We start from the raw sequence: 15,833 nt of genomic DNA on the forward strand, positions 1-15,833 counted from the left end.
AGGCCCGTCAGTGCAGGTGCAGCGGTCGCCGTGGCGGCAGGGACGGCCAGGGAACCGATTAAGAGGAGTGTGAGCAGGGGTACGGAGGTTTTCGTCATTGATTACCCTCGTTTGGCAGGGCGGGGCCATTTCTTTGTAGTCGATGGTTTAGATGTGTGTCAAACTTTCACATCCGTGAAATGGGTAATGTTGCAATGCTTTTCAATGACGGATTTCTGCCTCTTCGGACAGTGAGTGGTCCAGCTCACGCCTCTGAATCGAGGGAGAAGTGCTGGCCGGTCGCGGGCCGAGTGGACGTGAGGAGGCCTCGGAACGGAGTACCGGGATTTTTGGGTTCGTGCCCCGGACGGCTCAGCGGCGGGCGGGCCGGGCGAGCCCAGGAGCGGCGCTCGCGGCTCCGGCGATCGGGTGACGTCCATTTCGGACGGCGTGGAATATAGGGCCTGCACGTCATGCGGTTGGTCGCCAAGAACCCACGAAAGTGGGGCTAGCCAAGGGGTTTCCTGGGTTATGAGGGCTACCGAAATGCAGTATCGGGCACACCCGTTCGTGGCCGAACCAAGCCTGAACGGCGGATCGCCGCTTGGGCCGACAGCTGCAAAGGTCTGTTCCTGTTCGGCAGTGAGCGATCCAACGAACAGGAGCCACTCAGGTCATGGCGAGCCCCACTGTGAAGCCGGTTCTGCGCACCGACTACCAGCGTTCCGTCGCGGACTACTGGAACAAGGAGAAGGACCCGGTCAACATCAAGCTCGGCGAGGTGGACGGGCTCTACCACCACCACTACGGGCTCGGCCAGTACGACCCCGCGGTGCTCGAGGCGCCCGCCGACGTCCGCGACCAGGTGATGATCGCGGAGATGCACCGGCTGGAGACCGCGCAGGCGGAGGTGCTGCTCGACGCGTTCGGTGACCTGCCCGCGAACCCGCACCTGATGGACGGCGGCTCGGGACGTGGTGGCACGAGCTTCATGGCCAACGCGCGGTTCGGCGCGCGGATCGACGGCGTCAGCATCTCCGAGGAGCAGGTCGCGTTCGCCAACAACCAGGCGCGGGAACGCGGCGTCGCGAACGACGTCAGGTTCCACTTCAAGAACATGCTCGACACCGGCTTCGAGACCGGCTCGTTCAACGGCATCTGGACCAACGAAACCACGATGTACGTGGACCTCCAGCAGCTGTACGGCGAGTTCGCGCGGCTCATCGCGCCCGGCGGCCGGTACGTCTGCATCACCGGCTGCTCCAACGACCTGACGGGCATGCGCTCGCGGGCCGTCAGCCAGATCGACCAGCACTACATCTGCAACATCCACCCGCGCAGCTACTACTTCCGGGCGTTGGCGGACAACGGCTTCGTGCCGATCAGCGTCGTCGACCTGACGCCGGAGACCATCCCGTACTGGGAGCTGCGCGCGCAGTCGTCGGTCGCGACCGGCGTCGAGGACCCGTTCCTCACCGCGTACAAGGAAGGCAGCTTCCACTACCTCCTGATCGTCGCGGACCGCATCTGATGAAGGACCTCCTCACCGGGCCGTCCGGGCTGGGCACCTCCGCTGCCCGGCTCGGGCGGCCCGAGGTCGTGGAGCTGCCACCCGAACCGGGCTACGCCGAACGCCCGTGGGGTGACGGCACCGCGCCGCCGCTCTACGTGCCGGTGCTCGAACGCGAGGACGCGCTGCTCGCGGCCGCCGTGGACGAACGCCTCGTCGCGTGGGCCGGCGAGTGCGGTTTCGAGGAGCCGGAACGGTTCCTCGGCGGCATGTTCGGCAGGCTCGCGGTGCTCACGCACGTCGACACGGACGACGTCGACCAGCTGCTCATCGCGGCGAGGCTCAACGCGGCGTGGTGGGCCGCGGACGACCTCTACGCCGACGACACCGAGATGGGCGCGATCCCGGCCGAGCTGCCGCCGCGCCTGGCGCTGGCGATGGCCGCGATGGACCCGGTCGCTCCGGCCGCTGAGTTCACCACCGCGCTGGAGGAGCGGATCGCGGACGACCCGGTGCTCGTCGGCCTGCGCTCGGGCATCGCCCACCTCACGTCACGCTCCACGGCGACCATCGTGCAACGCGTCTGCTACTCGACGTTCGCGATGTTCGTGTCGTGGGGCGCCTACGCGGCATGGCGGCACACGGGCAACTACCCGCCCGCGTGGCAGTACCTCGCGACCCGGCAGCACGACACCTTCTACACGTCGATGACGCTGATCGACGCCGTCGGAGGCTACGAGCTGCCCGCGCCGCTGTACTACGACCCGCGCGTGCGGCAGCTGCTCACGGCCGCGGGCACGGCGTCGGTGATCGTGAACGACCTGGTGTCGGTGGAGAAGGACGCCGCCGACGAGAAACCCGTGTGCAACATGGTGTTGCAGATCGCGGCGGACCGGGAGTGCTCGATCGCCGAGGCCACCGAACGGACCGTGGAGCTGCACAACCAGCTGGTGCGCGACTTCGAGGCAGGGCACAAGGCGCTGCTCGCGGTGCCGTCGCCGGAGCTGCACCGGTTCCTGAAGGGCACCAAGGCCTGGATGGGTGGCGGCTTCGAGTGGCACACCACGCATCCGCGCTACAAGTGAAGCGTTCGCCTGAGCCACGCCAGCCGCGTGGCTCGGGCGCGGCGTGACAGCGACGCCTCCGGCGCGATCTGGTCGAACCCGTGGCAACCGCCCGGCCAGACGTGCAGTTCGGCGTCCCCGCCCGCTTGCCAGATCCTGGACGCGCAGGTGACCACCTCGTCGCGGAACACGTCCACCGAGCCCACGTCGAGGTAGGTCGGCGGCAGCCCTTCGAGGCTGCTCGCACGGGCCGCAGCGGCGTACTGCGACACGTCCGGACCGCCGCGCGCTTCGCCGAGCAACGCCGTCCAGCCCGTGAGGTTCGACGTGCGGACCCAGGTCGTGCCTTCCAGGAACTGGTGGCTGGACGGGGTTTCGCACCGGTCGTCGAGCATCGGGCACATCAGCAGCTGCCCCCGGATCGCCGGTCCGCCCTGGTCCCGCGCCATCAACGTCACGGCCGCCGCGAGCCCTCCACCCGCCGAGGTGCCGGCGACGATCGGGTCGGCGAAGTCGTTGCGGGCCATCCAGGTCAGGGCGCGGTAGCAGTCCTCGACCGGGGCGGGGTGCGGGTGTTCGGGGGCGAGCCGGTACTCGGGGGAGACCAGCGTGACGCCCAACTCTGCCACCCACTCGGAGAGGGCTTGCAGGTCGGAGCGCCGGGTTCCGGCGACCATGCCACCGCCGTGGATGTGGAGGAGAGGAGCAGAAGACGAGCCGTGCGCAGGCCTCAGGACCAGCACCGGCACGCCGTCCGCGTCCTCCTCGCTGAACGTCACCGCCCCGCCCCGCGTGAGCTCCGCGTCGGTGACCACCCGGCCGTTGGCCCGCCGCCATCCGATCCGGTCCGGCGTGAGCGGCGTCAGCGGGAAGTCCATCGCCGCCGCGATCTCCTGGTCGATCATCCCTTCACGCCCGTGTGCGCGAGCCCCTCGATGAACTGCCGTTGCGCCACCACGAACACCACCAGGATCGGGACGGCTGTCATGGTCGCGGCGGCCAGCTGGACGTTCCACATCGGCCCACCATAGATGTCGACGAACTGGGTGAGCGCCTGCGGCAGCGTGAACATGTCCGGCGTGGACAGGTACACGATCGGCTCCAGGTAGAGGTTCCACGAGTGCAGGAACGTGAAGATCGCGACGGCTCCCAGCGCCGGCCGGGACAGCGGCAGCGCGACGCGGTAGAAGATCCCGGCGCGCCCCAGGCCGTCCATCCGCGCGGCCTCCTCCAGTTCCGGCGGCAGCGCCAGGAAGAACTGGCGCATGATGAAGATCGCCAGCACGCAGGGCGCCCCGAAGATCGGCACGATGATCAACGGCCAGTGCGTGTTCGTCATCCCGAGCGACTGGAACAGCTGGAACAACGGCACGATCGTCACCTCGCTCGGGATGAGCAGGCCGGTCAGCACCACGACGAACAGCGCGTTCTGGCCGGGGAACTTGATCCGCGCGAACGCGTAGCCCGCCAGCGCGGCCACGGCCATCGTCCCGGCCGTCACGATCACCGCGATGTAGAGGCTGTTCCAGTACTGCTGCCCGAACGGCTGCATCCTGAACACGGTCTCGTACGTCGAGAACTGCCAGTCGGACGGCAGCAGCGACTCGGAGAAGATCTCGCCGATCGGCTTCATCGACGAGGTGACCATCCACCACGTCGGGAACACGAACGGCACGCAGAGCAGGCACAGCAACCCGTACAGCCAGACCTTACGACTCATGGAGCACCCACTTCCGGCGCATCCGCCACTGCACCAGCGTCAGCGCGGCGACGATGACGAACAGCAGCACCGAGATCGTCGCGCCGTAGCCGAAGTGGTGGAACTGGAACGCCTGCTGGTACAGGTAGTAGATCAACACGGTGGTGGACGTGCCGGGACCGCCCTGGGTGAGCACCGCGATCTGCGCGAACACCTGCAGCGAACCGACGATCGTGATGATCGACGTGAGCAGGATCGTCGGGCTGATCAACGGGATCGTGATGCGGGTGAACCGGGTCCACGCGCCCGCGCCGTCGATCTTCGCCGCCTCGTACAGCGGCGCCGGAACCCCTTGCAGGGCGGCGAGGAACAGCACCATGTTCAGGCCCACGTTCTTGATCACCTGCACGACGATCACCGACACCATGGCCGAGGACTCGCCGCGCAGCCAGTTCGGGCCGCTGACGCCGAACACGCCGAGCAGGTCGTTCACGCTGCCCTCCGGCTGCAGCATCAGCTGCCACACCAGCGTCCACGCCACCAGCGACACCAGCACGGGGGAGAAGAACAACGTGCGGAAGAGCGTGGTGCCGCGGAGCTTCTGGTTGAGCAGCACGGCGAGCAGCAACGCGAGCGACAGGTTCAGCACCACCAGCCCGGCGGCGAACCAGGCCGTGGCGACGAGCGAGTCGCGCAGCTTCTCGTCGGCGAGCAGCCTCGCGTAGTTCTCGCCGCCGATGAACTCGAACGTCCCGCCGAGCACGTTCCACTCGTTGAGGCTGTACCAGCCGACCATGCCGAGGGGGATCAGCACGAACGCGAGGCTGCCGAGCAGAGCAGGCGCGACGAACAGGTAGCCGACCAGGTTGTCGCGCCTGCGATACGTCCAGAACGTCACGAGCGCTCCAGCAGCGGCTTGATCTTCGCGCACACCCCGTCGAGGACCGCGGACACGTCGGCGTCCGGCTTCCACAACGGGTCGAGTGCCGCGCGGATCGTCTGGTTCAGCTCCTCCTGGCCCTGGTGGCTGGGCTTCACCACGCCCTTGCTGATGCCGTCGATCACGACCGACTGCAGCTGCTCCGGCTTGATCAGCGGGTTGCTCTTCGCGAGCGTGTCCGCGTTGAGCAGCGACTGCCGGACCGGCGGGAAGAACTGGGCGAGCTTCGCGGAGTTGGCCGCGTTGGTGAAGAAGCCGAGGAAGTCCGCGGCGGCCTCGGCGTTCTTCGAGCGCTTCAGCACGCCCACGCCCGCCTGCCCGATCACCGCGTAGTCACCCTTGGGGCCCTTGGGCAACGGCAGCAGCGTCCAGCCGAACTTGGCGTCCTTCAACGCACCCGCGCGCGAGATCTGGCTGATGGCCATCGCCGCGTTGCCCGCGAAGAAGTCCACGGTCGTGCCGGGGCCGGGGATCGCCTTGTCGGTGAAGATCGCCTTGTGGATGAACGCCATGGCGTCCTTCATCTCCGCGCTCGCGAACCCGCACTGCTTGCCGTCGTCGCTCCAGGCCTGAGCACCCCAGCCGCGCCAGATCGCCGACAGCACGGCCCAGTTCTGGTACTTGAAGTCCGGCAGCACGAGGTTCTTGCCGGCGGACGCGGCGACGGCCTCGTCCCAGGTCGCCGGCAGGTCCTCGACCAGGTCGGTGTTGACGAACAGGCCGAACGGCGAGGTGGAGAACGGGTAGGCGTAGAGCTCGCCGTCCTTCTCCCAGAGCTTGGTGGCGGACGGGACGAGCTCGTCGGCCTTCTCGACCTTCGCCCTGATCGGGGCGAGGGCGCCGGACGACACGAAGTCCGGTGCCGACTCCTCCAGGACCCAGGCGAGGTCCGGGGCGTTGCCGCCGGCGATCTGGGTGGTGAGGGTCGTGGTGTAGCCGTCGGCCGGGATCGTGTCGAACTTGATCTCGGTAACGTCCGGGTGCGCCGCCTTGTACTCGGCCGCGATCTCGTTGAGCAGCTTGAGATGCGCCTCGTTGGCGGTCCACACGGTCATGCGCAGCGATTTCGGCCCGGACTGCGCCGAGGACCCACTGCACGCGGTCAGTGCGAGAAGTGCTGTGACGACAAGCGCGAGAAGCCTGGACATCGTTGTCTCCCTGAGGCTTTCAGTAACCGGACACGTCCGGCCAGCGGAGCTCGACCCCGTCGCGTTCCAGCCGGTGCTGGAAGTCCGCGAGCAGGCCGGGGGTGTTGCGCACCGCGCGAGGGGTGACTCGGTGCGCCAGGCAGAAGTCCGCGAGCGCGCCCGCGACCTCGCCGACGTTCCACTCGACCGGGTGCAGCCGGTGGGAACCGTTGGTGATGTGGGTGGTGCCGATGTTCTTGCCCGCGGGCAGCAGGTTCTCGACGCGCTGGGGGATGAGCGCGCCGAGCGGGATCTCGAACGGGCAGCTCGCGACGTCGAGGTAGTTGTCGCCGCCGGTCGACGGGTGCAGGTCGATGCGGTACATGCCCACGCCCACCGCGTCCGCGTGCTGCACCGCGCCCTTGTCGCCGCGCACGGCCAGCGACAGGTCCTGCTCGACGATCGTGTACTCGGTCCGCATCCGCCGCGACTCGCGGATGTACGGCGCCTGCGCCAGGCCGTCCGCGCTGCCGGTGACGTCGCCGCGCAGCCGGAGCCCGGGGAACCCGGTGCCGCCGTCCGGCCGTGGCGCCTCGGTCTGCAACCAGTACAGGACGGACCTCGACAGCTCTCGTGCCGCCGCGATGTGCCGCTCCGCGTCCGGCACGTCGATCACCGGCGACTCGAAGTAGTCGATCATCGGCCAGTTGACCAGGCAGATGTCGCTCTCGTAGGCGCCGTCGACGAAGTTGCGGCGGGCGGCGATGCGGCGGAACGTCCACAGGTTGCTGTCGCCCGCGCTCAGCCGCTGGTCGGACAGCACGGCGAGCGGGTCGTCGTCGGGGTTCGGCGTGAACGTGCGCTCGGCGATGGCCAGCGTGCGCGGGTCGGGGGAGCGGAACGACAGCATCCGGTCGCCCCAGTAGGAAGGCTGGTACTCGCGCCAGAAGTCGTAGCGGGAGGGCCGGTCGATCGTGTGGTCGCCGTCGACGTGGTCGATCGCGAAGCACACCGACATCGCCTGCATGTTCGCCGGTTGCGCGGTCTCCGGCGCACTCGGTTCGCCGGTGTCCAGTGTGGACTCGAAGCCCGTCACGTACTCGGTGCCGGACAACGGGAGCAGCTCGCCGGTCTCGGTCGCGTCGAGGATGTACGGCGCCGCGAGCTCGACCTCGGACCCGTTGTGCTCGACGGTGACCGACACGATCCGGTCGCCGTCGGTGCGCGCGGAGACCGGCCGCGCCGGCTGGAGGACCGTGAGCCTGCCGCTGCCCCGGTGCGGCGCCAGCATCTCGTCGATCACGGCGACGGCCACGCGGGGTTCGTGGCACAGGCGGCTGACGTTGCCCGCGCCGGGGTTGAGCTCGCGCCACGCCCTCGCCCGCGGGGTCAGCGGGTAGTGGCGGCGGTAGTGGTCGCGGATGCCGTCGCGCAACGCCCGGTAGGACGCGGTGACGCCGAAGCGCTCGACCCAGCTGTGCTCGTCCGGCGGCACGGCCTGGCTGGTGAGCTGCCCGCCGAGCCACTCGAACTCCTCGGTGAGCACGACCCGGCGTCCCGCGCGCAGCAACGCGAGTGCCGCGGCGACCCCGCCGAGCCCGCCGCCGACGATGATGACGTCTGTGTTGTGGGACAACAGATTCCTCCAGGATCAACGCGGGTGGCGGACTGCTCCGTCAGACGGCGCCCAACGTGGTGCCTTCGACGAACTCGCAGGCCAGCAGCTCCTGCGGGGTGGTGCCGTGTTCGAGCACCTCGGTCAGCGCCTGCACGGCCCGCCGTCCCATCTCCCGGCGCGGGATCCGGAACCCGGTCAGCGCGATGTCGTCCGGCGCGGGCCTGGTGGCCGCGCCGAGCGTGAGCACGGACAGGTCACCGGGGACCGACAGGCCGCGCTCGCGGGCGGCGAGGACGAGCGCGGCACCGTCGGAGACCTCCTCGGCGAGCACGCACGTGATCCCGTCGTCGAGCAACTGCTCCAGCCCGGCGAACGGCACGTGCGTGCCTTGAACTCCTTGCGCCGCAACGGCTTGCTTGAAGCCGCGCAACCGGTCGGCCGACGACTCCGCGCCCGTGCCGGCGCCGGCGTAGGCGAACTTCCGATGGCCCAAGGCCACCGCGCGGTCCACCAGGTCCCGCACCGCGGCGCTGTAGTCGGCACCGACGTGCGGGACCGGCCCGCCCGCGTCGTCACGACGGCCGATCGACACGAACGGGACGGCCTCCGCGATGAGCTGAGCCAGGTCGTCGCGGTCGACCGTGCGGCCGAGCAGCACGCACCCGTCCGCGAGCCGGATCCTGCTGTCGTCGTTGAAGATCCGCCGCCGCCCTTCCGCGGCTTTGGCGCTCGTGAACAGCAGCAGGTCGCAGCCCGCCTCCTCGGCCTGCTCCTCGATGCCTTCGAGGAACGGCTGGTAGAAGTCGGCGCGGGTGCTCGGGAAGACGGCCTCGTAGGTGAACACGCCGAGGATCCGGTTGCGCTGGTCGTGCAGGCGGCGCGCGATCGGGTTCGCGACGTAGCCCGTGCGGCGGATGACCTCCAGGACGCGCGCACGGGTCTCGTCCGCGATCCGGACACCGCTGTCGGTCCGGTTGTTGAGCACCAGTGACACCGTGGCCTGGCTGACGCCCGCCATCCGCGCGATGTCCTGCTGGGTGAGCCTCTTGGCCATTGAACACCTGCCAATTCGAATTGGCACGGAGTCTGCGCCAGCACCCGCATCGCCGTCAACCCAGTAATAATTCGAATTAGCACCTTGACGGGCCTCGCGTTGGGGAGCAAGGGTGCTCGTGCCGGCGACCGGCGGGGAGAAGTTCCGACATCCCGCACCACGCCCTCCTCCGGTGCCGGAGGAGGGAGGGCCGGCGGTGCCGGTGGGTTAGTCCACAATGGACTGTCGGTTCACCCTGATGTCGCAACGCGGCAACGCATGTCCGTGCAGCTCACGGGGTATTCGAGGTGCCCAAACCCATTTGGTCCCACCGAGCACCACCCGTGAGGGAGTGGTTGTGATGGCACACGTGCGCCGCATCGTCGACATCCACACCGGAGACGAGTTCGACCAACCGGTTCCCTTCGGTCTGGTGTACCCGGTGTGCACCGCGGACGGGGAAGCACCGCCGAGTCAGCGCGGCCGCACGTGGGAGCACCTCGTGGCGTGCGACCGCGAACTGCGCCAGGTGTCCTGAGTGCCGTGAAGTCCTGTTTCGCCGGGTGGACCAGGCCGGGTGACACGGTCGGGCTGCCCGTGCGCAGGGCTGGTTCGTCGCCAAGGCGGCATTCTCGTCGCCGGCGCCGGTGAAGACCCGGTTTGAGGGCGCTCGAGGCGGGTAACCACGCGCGGGGCGTCAAGCAGTCGGCGCGAGGATTCCGACTGTGAAGGCAGGCGAGCATGACCACCGAACTCGACGAGCCCGCGTCCCGTCAGATGCGCGCGACGGCGCTGGAGAAGCTGGACAACGCGGTCTGCTCAGCGCTGGCCGGTGTCGACGCCGACGACGCCCGCAGGGGCCTCCAGGAGGCGCTCGCGGCGTGCACGGCGGTGAACGCGAGCGTGTCGCCGCAGGTCATGGGATGCGTCGTGGCCGTGGACGAGCACCTGCGCTACGGCGAGCGGATGGAGGCGCGGACGTTGCTGACCGTCGCCCACCGGCTGCTGTCCCGCAAGACCGTTCTGCCGGTGCCGCGCGAAGTTGATCGTGTCAACCGCCTCGCGCGCGGGTAACCGGTGAGGGTGGACATCAAGCACGAAGTGCCCCAGGAAGTGAGCCGGGTCGAGTCGGCGCTGCTGGCGAGCTACCCCGACTACCTCGACGCCCAGCGGCTCGTGGACAGGATGTCCGACGACGGGTTCCCGGTGGAGAACGTCCGGATCATCGGCGAGGGCGTCCGGATGGTCGAGCAGGTGACCGGGCGGCTGACCCGCGGCCGGTCGGCGGTGCTGGGCGCGATCAGCGGTGCCTGGTTCGGCGTGTTCATCGGTCTGCTGTTCGCGCTGTTCACGGCCGGAACGGGCTGGGTGTGGTTCCTGGCGGTCAGCGTTCTCGCCGGTGCGTTCTGGGGCGGTGTCTTCGGGTTCGCGGCGCACTGGAGCACGCGCGGCCGCCGTGACTTCGCGAGCACGATGACGTTGCAGGCCCGGCGGTACGAGGTGCACGTCGACCAGGAGCGGGCCGCCGAGGCCGCGCGTTACGTGCTCTGAGAGCCGCCCACGCTCACCCGCACGGTGAAGCCGTCCCCGTCGCGGCCCATCGCCACGTAGCCGCACGTGCGGTGCAGGATCCACAGGCCGAGCCCGGCCGACAGCGTCTCCTTGGTGGGCATCAGTCCCGCCAGCGGGTCGGACGGGCCCGGACCCTGGTCGGTCACGGACACGATCACCCGTGACCCGCCGGCCCAGAGCCGGAACCGGACCGGGGCGACGCCGTGCGTCAGGCCGTTCGTGACGATCTCGCTGGCCGCGTAGACGACGTCGTGCGCGTCGTCCTCGGACAGGTTCAGCGGCTCGATGGCCGTGCCGACCGCCTCCCGCACCGCGCCCGCCGACGTGTCGAAGAGCTCGACCAGCGGCAAGCCCTCTTCGAGCGGGTCGACGACCTGCGGCGACGCGGCGAGCCCCTCGCGGTAGCCGGGGTTGGGTTCGTGCGTGCCGGGCGCGGGGGTGATGTTCGGGTGCGTGCTGAGCACGTCCGCCAGCACTTCTTTCGGCGTGGTCCTCGTGTCGTACGGGCACAGGCCCCACACCGGGAACTCGGCGTAGGCCTGGTTCACCGCGGCCTCGTAGCGCGCCCACCAGTCCCAGCAGGCGCCCACACCGGAATGCGGCACGTCGCCGACCACGCGCATCTGCCGCGCGCCGCTCTCCGTGTGCTCGGCGAACAGCGCGCGGAAGCGGGCGATCGACTCGGACGGCCGCGAGTACTGGTCGGCGCCCGGCAGGTACATGACGGCCGTGTCGCCGAGCGCGCCGCGCAGCAGCGCCGTGTTGTGCTTCGTGCACGCCACCACAGACGGCTCACCCTCGCGCAGGCCGTTCTCGACGAACGGCACGGCGTGCGCGAGGAACTCGTCGTCAGAGCCGTAGAAGGCGGTCTCGTGGAAGAAACCGGTCACGGCGACCGATGTTACGCGCGCAAGCTGTGATCCATCCGAGGGAACCCGTCACACGAACGGCACTCACACACCGAGTGCGCTACGGTTCGTGTGGGTTGAGCAGCCAGCCCGGTAGACGGCCGTGCGTGCCGTCCCTACTGGAGGTTGCCTCGTGCTCCCCAACGGACAAGTGCCTTTCCGCACGAACTGCGAAAGCGTGGGCGTCTCCATCCTCGTCCGGGTCGGCGGCGAGGTCGACTGCACGACGGCCGGCGAACTGGCCGAGTGCCTCACCGAAGCGGTCGCGGCGGTCATCCCGCCCGCACCCGTCGTCGTGGACCTGAGCGGTGTCCGGTTCCTCGGAGCCCAGGGCATCGGCGTGCTGCTCGACCACCAGGACCTGTGCCTGCGCCACGGCAGCGCACTGATCGTCGTGGCGAACACCGCCGCGGTGCTGCGGCCGTTGCGTGCCTTGGAACTGATGAGCGTGCTGGGCGTCCGTTCGTCAGTGCTCGACGCCCTGGCCCCGCCGGAGGTGCCCGCCTAGGCCCGTTCGGCGGAGCCGCGCAGCACGCAGAACTCGTTGCCCTCGGGGTCGGCGAGCACCGCCCAGCCCGTGCCGTCGGGGTTGCGGTGGTCGCCGACGAACGTCGCGCCGAGCCCGAGCAACCGCGCGACCTCCTCGTCGCGCGTGGTGTCCGGGCGCAGGCAGAGGTGCAGCCGGTTCTTCGCCGTCTTGGGTTCGGGCACCTCGTTGAAGTACAGCACCGGCCCCTCGGCCAGCAGCACCTCGCACTCGCGGTCGCCCGGCTGGTCGTCGGGGTGCAACGGGCGACCGGTCACCCTGCTCCAGAACAACGCGAGCTCGTAGGCGTTCGCGCAGTCGATCGCGACGTTCTGCAGCACCGAGGTCATGCGCTCGATCCTAGGTAGTCCGCAACGGGAGTCAGAGCATCGGCGGCATCAGCCGATAGCTCTCGGAGTAGTACTCGCCGGTGCGCTCGCGGTAGCCGTCGTGGTCGTTCGCGTCGTACGGCGGCGCGTTCTTGATCTGCTCCTTGGTGCGGTCGACGTGGACCTTGCGTTCCTCGTGGTCCACGTGCCGCACGGTGCCCACGGGCAGCACCACCTTGTTCCCGAAGATCCACGGCCCGGTGTCGACCATCAGGCAGTCGTGCGGCACCTTCGCGTTGTCCTCGTCGATCTTGCCGATGCCGCCGTCGGTCGCCTCGACGTCGTAGCCGATCAGGCCGGAGTCGGGGCGATCCGCCAGGTCCGGCTTCGGCTCGCCGGCCCACGACGGATCGCGCCACAGCCACGGGATGAACGGGACGGGTTGCATGTCGGCCTCCTCAGGTCCGCCATGGGGTACCCCGTCACGTGGTGTCGAGGAACTTCTTCATCATCGCGATCTGCGCGGTCCGCGACTGGTCGATGCGGCCGGCGAGGTCCTTCACCTCCTGGCTCGCGCCGCCGCTGCTCTCCCAGCGGGCCATCTGCACGGCGTCGTCCTGGTGCGCGATCATGACGTTGAGCAGGCGCTGGTCGAACTCCGCGCCCCGCAACGCCGCCAGCCGCGCGACCTCCTTCGGGTCGGACTCGCGCATGCCGCCGTGCCCCGTGTGCGCGTCGGGCGGTGCCGTGAGGGGTTCGCCCCACGACGTGAGCCAGTCGCGCATCGTGCCGGCCTCGGTGATCTGGGTCTGCTCGATCGCGGCGGCGAGCATGCGCAGCTCCTCGTTCTGCGCGCGGTCCTTCGCGAGCGCGACCATCTCCACTCCCTGCTGGTGATGGGGGAGCATCATCTGCAGGAACATCACGTCCAGCGGATCGCCGCGCAACACGGCGTCCGGCTGCGTCGAAGCGCAGCCGGACACCATGAAGGCGAGCAACAGCAACAAGAACCGCATCAGAGGCGTCGCCACAGGGCGGGCGTGTTCGGCGGTTCCCAGCCGGCGAGCGCGGTGTGCGCGAGCTGGCACTCGTAGTTCACGCCGCCGTAGGTGACGCGGTTGCCGACCGAGTACGTCGTGCCCGCGGCCCACGTGCCACCGGCCGGCGGCTGCGTCGTGGTGGTCGTGGTCGTGGGCGGCTGGGTCGTCGTCGTGGTCGTCGGCGGGTTGGTGGTGCCGCCACCGAAGTCGACGTCCGAGCACGTGTAGAACGCCTCGTTGCTGCCGACCACGCGCTGCCAGATCGAGTACAGGACGTGGCGGCCCGAGCGGTTCGGCAGGTTGAGCGTCCAATTGGTGAACGTGGACGGGTTCTGGTTGTTGAACGTCTGCAGGTGCACGAGGTCCGACCACTTCAGCGGCATGGTCGGGTTCCAGCCGTCCCTGGTGATGTAGAACTCGAAGTTGCTGTTCGAGTGCGGTGCGGACGCGTGGTACGTCACGGTCAGCCCGCCCGGCGAGACCCTCTTGGCGGGCCAGTCGGCGCGTTGCAGGTCGAGACCGCGGTACTTGTCACGACCGGCGCTGCAGAGCTTGCCGTCGGGGATGAGCTGGCGGTGGCGCCCACCGGCCTCGAGCAGCGAGACCTCGTTCCAGTCGTAGTACGCCTGGGTGCCACCGGCGGCGACGGCGGCCTTGCAGGCGTCGGACTTGGGCGTCTCCGGTCCCTCGTTCTTGCACGTGTAGACCCGGCTGGCCGGGTCGGACATCGTGCCGTGGGCGATCGCGGGTGTCGTGGGAACGATGAACGCGACGACGATCGCGGTGGTGGCGGACAGGCTCGCGAGGGCAAGCCGAGTGCGTGTCTTCACTGCGCCTCCTGGCAGGCGGAGGTGGCGACCACTTCCCGGTTCAGGAGGTGGTCGCGTGACGGGTCGGCGGCCCTGGTTCACGAGTGTAAACAATTGGTTGAACCATTTCGCTGGACCAATCGGGCGAATCGCCCACGCCTGCGATGAGTTCCGGAGCCACCGTCGGTCTGCTTTCACGACGGATCTCCGGAAAGGTGGGGCAGCGTGGACCTGCACAGCGTGATGTGCGTGAGCGACCTGACGCGGTCGCTCGACTGGTACGGGGTGTTCTTCGGCCGGGCGGCGGACGAGGTCATCGGCGAGGAGCACCTGTGGCAGGTGGGCGAGAACGCCTACATCGTGCTCGACGCCCGTGACGTGCGATCTGCCCGTGTGGGCGGTTCGATGGTGACGTTCGGGGTGACGATCGACGAGTTCTCCGCGGCATTGGAGCGGCTGGTGGCGTTTGGTGTTACGCATGAGCCCGTGGAGACGTACTCCAACGGCGTGCGGCACGTCGAGGTGCTCGATCCGGACGGCAACAGCCTCTCGCTCGCAGCGCTGCCGTAGGAAGGAGCAGGGACATGACCATCGATCCCACCGTCGAGGCGTTCATCGCCGCCGTGAACGCGGGCGACCGTGAGGCGTTCTACGGGCTGTTGACGGACAACGCCACGATGTCCGATGACGGCAGCGATCGTGACTTGCGCGCGTGGACCACCAAGGAGCTGTTCGAGGACAACGGGACGATGAAGGTCGAATCGTCCTCGGAGGACGGGAAGTCGCTGATCGTCCACGTGCACAACGACACGTGGGGCGAGATGCGCACCTACTGGCGGTTCGCCGTAGAGTCGGGCAAGGTCAGCCGCTTCGAGACGGGACAGGCGTAGATGAGCGACGAGAACGTGCTGGGGCGCATCAACGAGCTGGTCGACGAGGAGCACAAGCTCCGTCAGCAGCTCGCGTCCGGCGAGATCTCCACCGACGAGGAGCACGCGCGGCTGCGGTCGCTCGAGGAGGCCCTCGACCAGTGCTGGGACCTGCTGCGCCGGCGGCGGTCCGCGCGGTCGCTGGGCGAGGACGCCGAGGACGTTCCCGCCCGCTCGGTCGGCGAGGTCGAGGGCTACCTGCAGTAGGTCAGTTCTTCGTGTCGCGGAAGATGACCCAGCGCATGACGCTGTACATGAACGCGGCCTCGCACGCGCCGGCGACGATGCGGGACAGGTGGTACTGCAGGCCGAGCTCGGTCAGCGCGCTGCCGACCCCGAGGATGAACGCCAGGTAGTTGATCAGGATCGCGACGGCGTACAGGCCCGCCTGCGGGCCCACCGGCGCGTGCGAGCGGAAGTTCAGGGCCCGGTTGAGCACGAAGCTGAGGCCGAACGCCAGGACGTAGGCGATCGTGAACGCGATCGGGACCGGCAGGCCGAGGCCGCTGCGGAACAGCGTGAGCAGCAGCAGGTCGATGCCGAAGGTGAAGCCGTTGATCAGGGCGAACCCGAGGAAGCTCGGCGCGACGACGCGGGACAGTCCGAACGGCAGCCACCTCACCACGACTTCCATCAGGTCGTGGAACCTCGTGCCGAGGTCTCTGTTGTTCTCGTTCATGGTGGGCGTCCCGCCGGTCATGGTCTCGACAGTGCCACGTCCGAGAGGGACGAAAACGACGAAACGCCTGG

The 15,833-nt window shown here is 68.9% G+C and carries 21 protein-coding genes; 9 read left to right on the top strand and 12 right to left on the bottom strand.

The annotated features are described in order from the left end of the window. Window positions 1-655: 655 nt before the first annotated feature. On the top strand, window positions 656-1,510 hold the full coding sequence (locus ACQEU1_RS00645; RefSeq protein WP_433195017.1) for a geranyl diphosphate 2-C-methyltransferase: 855 nt from the start codon (window positions 656-658) through the stop codon (window positions 1,508-1,510). Continuing rightward, window positions 1,510-2,574 carry a family 2 encapsulin nanocompartment cargo protein terpene cyclase gene (locus ACQEU1_RS00650; RefSeq protein WP_433195019.1) on the top strand — a complete coding sequence of 355 codons (1,065 nt, stop codon included), beginning with the start codon at window positions 1,510-1,512 and terminating at the stop codon, window positions 2,572-2,574. The genes ACQEU1_RS00645 and ACQEU1_RS00650 overlap by 1 nt, the downstream gene beginning before the upstream one ends. Here ACQEU1_RS00650 and ACQEU1_RS00655 read toward each other — a convergent pair. Genes ACQEU1_RS00655 through ACQEU1_RS00680 form a run of 6 tightly spaced genes read right to left on the bottom strand, consistent with a single transcriptional unit; the run spans window position 2,565 to window position 8,991 of the window. Further along, window positions 2,565-3,458, bottom strand: coding sequence for an alpha/beta hydrolase (locus tag ACQEU1_RS00655; protein ID WP_433195021.1), 894 nt, complete (start codon window positions 3,456-3,458; stop codon window positions 2,565-2,567). The genes ACQEU1_RS00650 and ACQEU1_RS00655 overlap by 10 nt on opposite strands. Beyond that, window positions 3,455-4,273 carry a carbohydrate ABC transporter permease gene (locus ACQEU1_RS00660; RefSeq protein ID WP_433195023.1) on the bottom strand — a complete coding sequence of 273 codons (819 nt, stop codon included), beginning with the start codon at window positions 4,271-4,273 and terminating at the stop codon, window positions 3,455-3,457. Before ACQEU1_RS00660 ends, ACQEU1_RS00655 begins: the two co-directional genes overlap by 4 nt. Next, window positions 4,263-5,150: a carbohydrate ABC transporter permease gene (locus tag ACQEU1_RS00665; RefSeq protein WP_433195025.1), complete on the bottom strand. Its 888-nt coding sequence runs from the start codon at window positions 5,148-5,150 to the stop codon at window positions 4,263-4,265. The genes ACQEU1_RS00660 and ACQEU1_RS00665 overlap by 11 nt, the downstream gene beginning before the upstream one ends. After that, a complete protein-coding gene (locus tag ACQEU1_RS00670; protein ID WP_433195027.1) occupies window positions 5,147-6,340 on the bottom strand; it encodes an ABC transporter substrate-binding protein in 1,194 nt (397 codons plus the stop codon). Before ACQEU1_RS00670 ends, ACQEU1_RS00665 begins: the two co-directional genes overlap by 4 nt. A 19-nt stretch (window positions 6,341-6,359) precedes the next feature. After that, window positions 6,360-7,955 carry an FAD-dependent oxidoreductase gene (locus ACQEU1_RS00675; RefSeq protein ID WP_433195029.1) on the bottom strand — a complete coding sequence of 532 codons (1,596 nt, stop codon included), beginning with the start codon at window positions 7,953-7,955 and terminating at the stop codon, window positions 6,360-6,362. A gap of 40 nt (window positions 7,956-7,995) precedes the next feature. After that, window positions 7,996-8,991, bottom strand: a complete 996-nt coding sequence (locus ACQEU1_RS00680; protein ID WP_433195031.1) for a LacI family DNA-binding transcriptional regulator — start codon at window positions 8,989-8,991, stop codon at window positions 7,996-7,998. A 340-nt stretch (window positions 8,992-9,331) separates the two neighbouring features. Between ACQEU1_RS00680 and ACQEU1_RS00685 the strand changes: the two genes are divergently transcribed. The 3 genes from ACQEU1_RS00685 (at window position 9,332) to ACQEU1_RS00695 (ending at window position 10,521) form a co-directional block, all read left to right on the top strand. Then, the gene (locus ACQEU1_RS00685; protein ID WP_433195033.1) at window positions 9,332-9,508 is read left to right on the top strand and encodes a hypothetical protein; all 177 of its coding nucleotides are present in this window, start codon (window positions 9,332-9,334) and stop codon (window positions 9,506-9,508) included. A 203-nt stretch (window positions 9,509-9,711) separates the two neighbouring features. Continuing rightward, entirely contained in the window at window positions 9,712-10,044 is a 333-nt protein-coding gene (locus tag ACQEU1_RS00690; protein WP_433195035.1) for a hypothetical protein, read from the top strand. Window positions 10,045-10,053: 9 nt separating this feature from the next. Next, complete coding sequence (locus tag ACQEU1_RS00695) at window positions 10,054-10,521, top strand: general stress protein (RefSeq protein ID WP_433195037.1); 468 nt, start codon at window positions 10,054-10,056, stop codon at window positions 10,519-10,521. Here the strand turns inward: ACQEU1_RS00695 and ACQEU1_RS00700 are convergent. Beyond that, window positions 10,509-11,432 (bottom strand): anti-sigma factor RsbA family regulatory protein, encoded by a 924-nt coding sequence (locus ACQEU1_RS00700; RefSeq protein WP_433195039.1) that lies wholly within the window; start codon window positions 11,430-11,432, stop codon window positions 10,509-10,511. The two genes, ACQEU1_RS00695 and ACQEU1_RS00700, sit on opposite strands and share 13 nt — an antisense overlap. Window positions 11,433-11,628: 196 nt before the next feature. Here ACQEU1_RS00700 and ACQEU1_RS00705 point away from each other — a divergent pair, with 196 nt between their 5' ends. Beyond that, on the top strand, window positions 11,629-11,958 hold the full coding sequence (locus ACQEU1_RS00705) for an STAS domain-containing protein (protein ID WP_433195041.1): 330 nt from the start codon (window positions 11,629-11,631) through the stop codon (window positions 11,956-11,958). Here ACQEU1_RS00705 and ACQEU1_RS00710 read toward each other — a convergent pair. The 4 genes from ACQEU1_RS00710 to ACQEU1_RS00725 are packed head-to-tail and all read right to left on the bottom strand — an operon-like array spanning window position 11,955 to window position 14,175. Then, a complete protein-coding gene (locus ACQEU1_RS00710) occupies window positions 11,955-12,326 on the bottom strand; it encodes a VOC family protein (protein WP_433195043.1) in 372 nt (123 codons plus the stop codon). The two genes, ACQEU1_RS00705 and ACQEU1_RS00710, sit on opposite strands and share 4 nt — an antisense overlap. Window positions 12,327-12,357: 31 nt before the next feature. After that, complete coding sequence (locus tag ACQEU1_RS00715) at window positions 12,358-12,753, bottom strand: PRC-barrel domain containing protein (protein ID WP_433195045.1); 396 nt, start codon at window positions 12,751-12,753, stop codon at window positions 12,358-12,360. Between the two features lie 34 nt (window positions 12,754-12,787). After that, entirely contained in the window at window positions 12,788-13,321 is a 534-nt protein-coding gene (locus ACQEU1_RS00720) for a DUF305 domain-containing protein (protein ID WP_433195047.1), read from the bottom strand. Further along, window positions 13,321-14,175 (bottom strand): lytic polysaccharide monooxygenase auxiliary activity family 9 protein, encoded by an 855-nt coding sequence (locus tag ACQEU1_RS00725; protein WP_433195049.1) that lies wholly within the window; start codon window positions 14,173-14,175, stop codon window positions 13,321-13,323. Before ACQEU1_RS00725 ends, ACQEU1_RS00720 begins: the two co-directional genes overlap by 1 nt. 204 nt (window positions 14,176-14,379) lie before the next feature. On the opposite strand from ACQEU1_RS00725, the gene ACQEU1_RS00730 reads away from it, so the two are divergent. The 3 genes from ACQEU1_RS00730 to ACQEU1_RS00740 are packed head-to-tail and all read left to right on the top strand — an operon-like array spanning window position 14,380 to window position 15,290. After that, window positions 14,380-14,724: a VOC family protein gene (locus ACQEU1_RS00730; RefSeq protein ID WP_433195051.1), complete on the top strand. Its 345-nt coding sequence runs from the start codon at window positions 14,380-14,382 to the stop codon at window positions 14,722-14,724. Window positions 14,725-14,738: 14 nt separating this feature from the next. Further along, entirely contained in the window at window positions 14,739-15,044 is a 306-nt protein-coding gene (locus tag ACQEU1_RS00735) for a nuclear transport factor 2 family protein (protein WP_433195053.1), read from the top strand. Then, a complete protein-coding gene (locus ACQEU1_RS00740) occupies window positions 15,045-15,290 on the top strand; it encodes a DUF2630 family protein (protein WP_433195055.1) in 246 nt (81 codons plus the stop codon). Between the two features lies 1 nt (window position 15,291). Here the strand turns inward: ACQEU1_RS00740 and ACQEU1_RS00745 are convergent, their stop codons facing one another. Further along, window positions 15,292-15,762 carry a GtrA family protein gene (locus ACQEU1_RS00745; protein ID WP_433211261.1) on the bottom strand — a complete coding sequence of 157 codons (471 nt, stop codon included), beginning with the start codon at window positions 15,760-15,762 and terminating at the stop codon, window positions 15,292-15,294. Window positions 15,763-15,833 lie beyond the last annotated feature (71 nt).

It is taken from the genome of Lentzea sp. CA-135723, from assembly GCF_050936595.1.
GTDB lineage: Bacteria > Actinomycetota > Actinomycetes > Mycobacteriales > Pseudonocardiaceae > Lentzea.

What these genes read in the sequence shown, in the direction of transcription:
- ACQEU1_RS00650 (WP_433195019.1), top strand. Translation starts at nt 1,510, where the DNA reads ATGAAGGACCTCCTCACCGGGCCGTCCGGGCTGGGCACCTCCGCTGCC.
- ACQEU1_RS00710 (WP_433195043.1), bottom strand. Translation starts at nt 12,326, where the DNA reads ATGACCTCGGTGCTGCAGAACGTCGCGATCGACTGCGCGAACGCCTAC.
- ACQEU1_RS00715 (WP_433195045.1), bottom strand. Translation starts at nt 12,753, where the DNA reads ATGCAACCCGTCCCGTTCATCCCGTGGCTGTGGCGCGATCCGTCGTGG.
- ACQEU1_RS00670 (WP_433195027.1), bottom strand. Translation starts at nt 6,340, where the DNA reads ATGTCCAGGCTTCTCGCGCTTGTCGTCACAGCACTTCTCGCACTGACC.
- ACQEU1_RS00745 (WP_433211261.1), bottom strand. Translation starts at nt 15,762, where the DNA reads ATGAACGAGAACAACAGAGACCTCGGCACGAGGTTCCACGACCTGATG.
- ACQEU1_RS00685 (WP_433195033.1), top strand. Translation starts at nt 9,332, where the DNA reads ATGGCACACGTGCGCCGCATCGTCGACATCCACACCGGAGACGAGTTC.
- ACQEU1_RS00680 (WP_433195031.1), bottom strand. Translation starts at nt 8,991, where the DNA reads ATGGCCAAGAGGCTCACCCAGCAGGACATCGCGCGGATGGCGGGCGTC.
- ACQEU1_RS00660 (WP_433195023.1), bottom strand. Translation starts at nt 4,273, where the DNA reads ATGAGTCGTAAGGTCTGGCTGTACGGGTTGCTGTGCCTGCTCTGCGTG.
- ACQEU1_RS00655 (WP_433195021.1), bottom strand. Translation starts at nt 3,458, where the DNA reads ATGATCGACCAGGAGATCGCGGCGGCGATGGACTTCCCGCTGACGCCG.
- ACQEU1_RS00690 (WP_433195035.1), top strand. Translation starts at nt 9,712, where the DNA reads ATGACCACCGAACTCGACGAGCCCGCGTCCCGTCAGATGCGCGCGACG.
- ACQEU1_RS00740 (WP_433195055.1), top strand. Translation starts at nt 15,045, where the DNA reads ATGAGCGACGAGAACGTGCTGGGGCGCATCAACGAGCTGGTCGACGAG.
- ACQEU1_RS00645 (WP_433195017.1), top strand. Translation starts at nt 656, where the DNA reads ATGGCGAGCCCCACTGTGAAGCCGGTTCTGCGCACCGACTACCAGCGT.
- ACQEU1_RS00735 (WP_433195053.1), top strand. Translation starts at nt 14,739, where the DNA reads ATGACCATCGATCCCACCGTCGAGGCGTTCATCGCCGCCGTGAACGCG.
- ACQEU1_RS00720 (WP_433195047.1), bottom strand. Translation starts at nt 13,321, where the DNA reads ATGCGGTTCTTGTTGCTGTTGCTCGCCTTCATGGTGTCCGGCTGCGCT.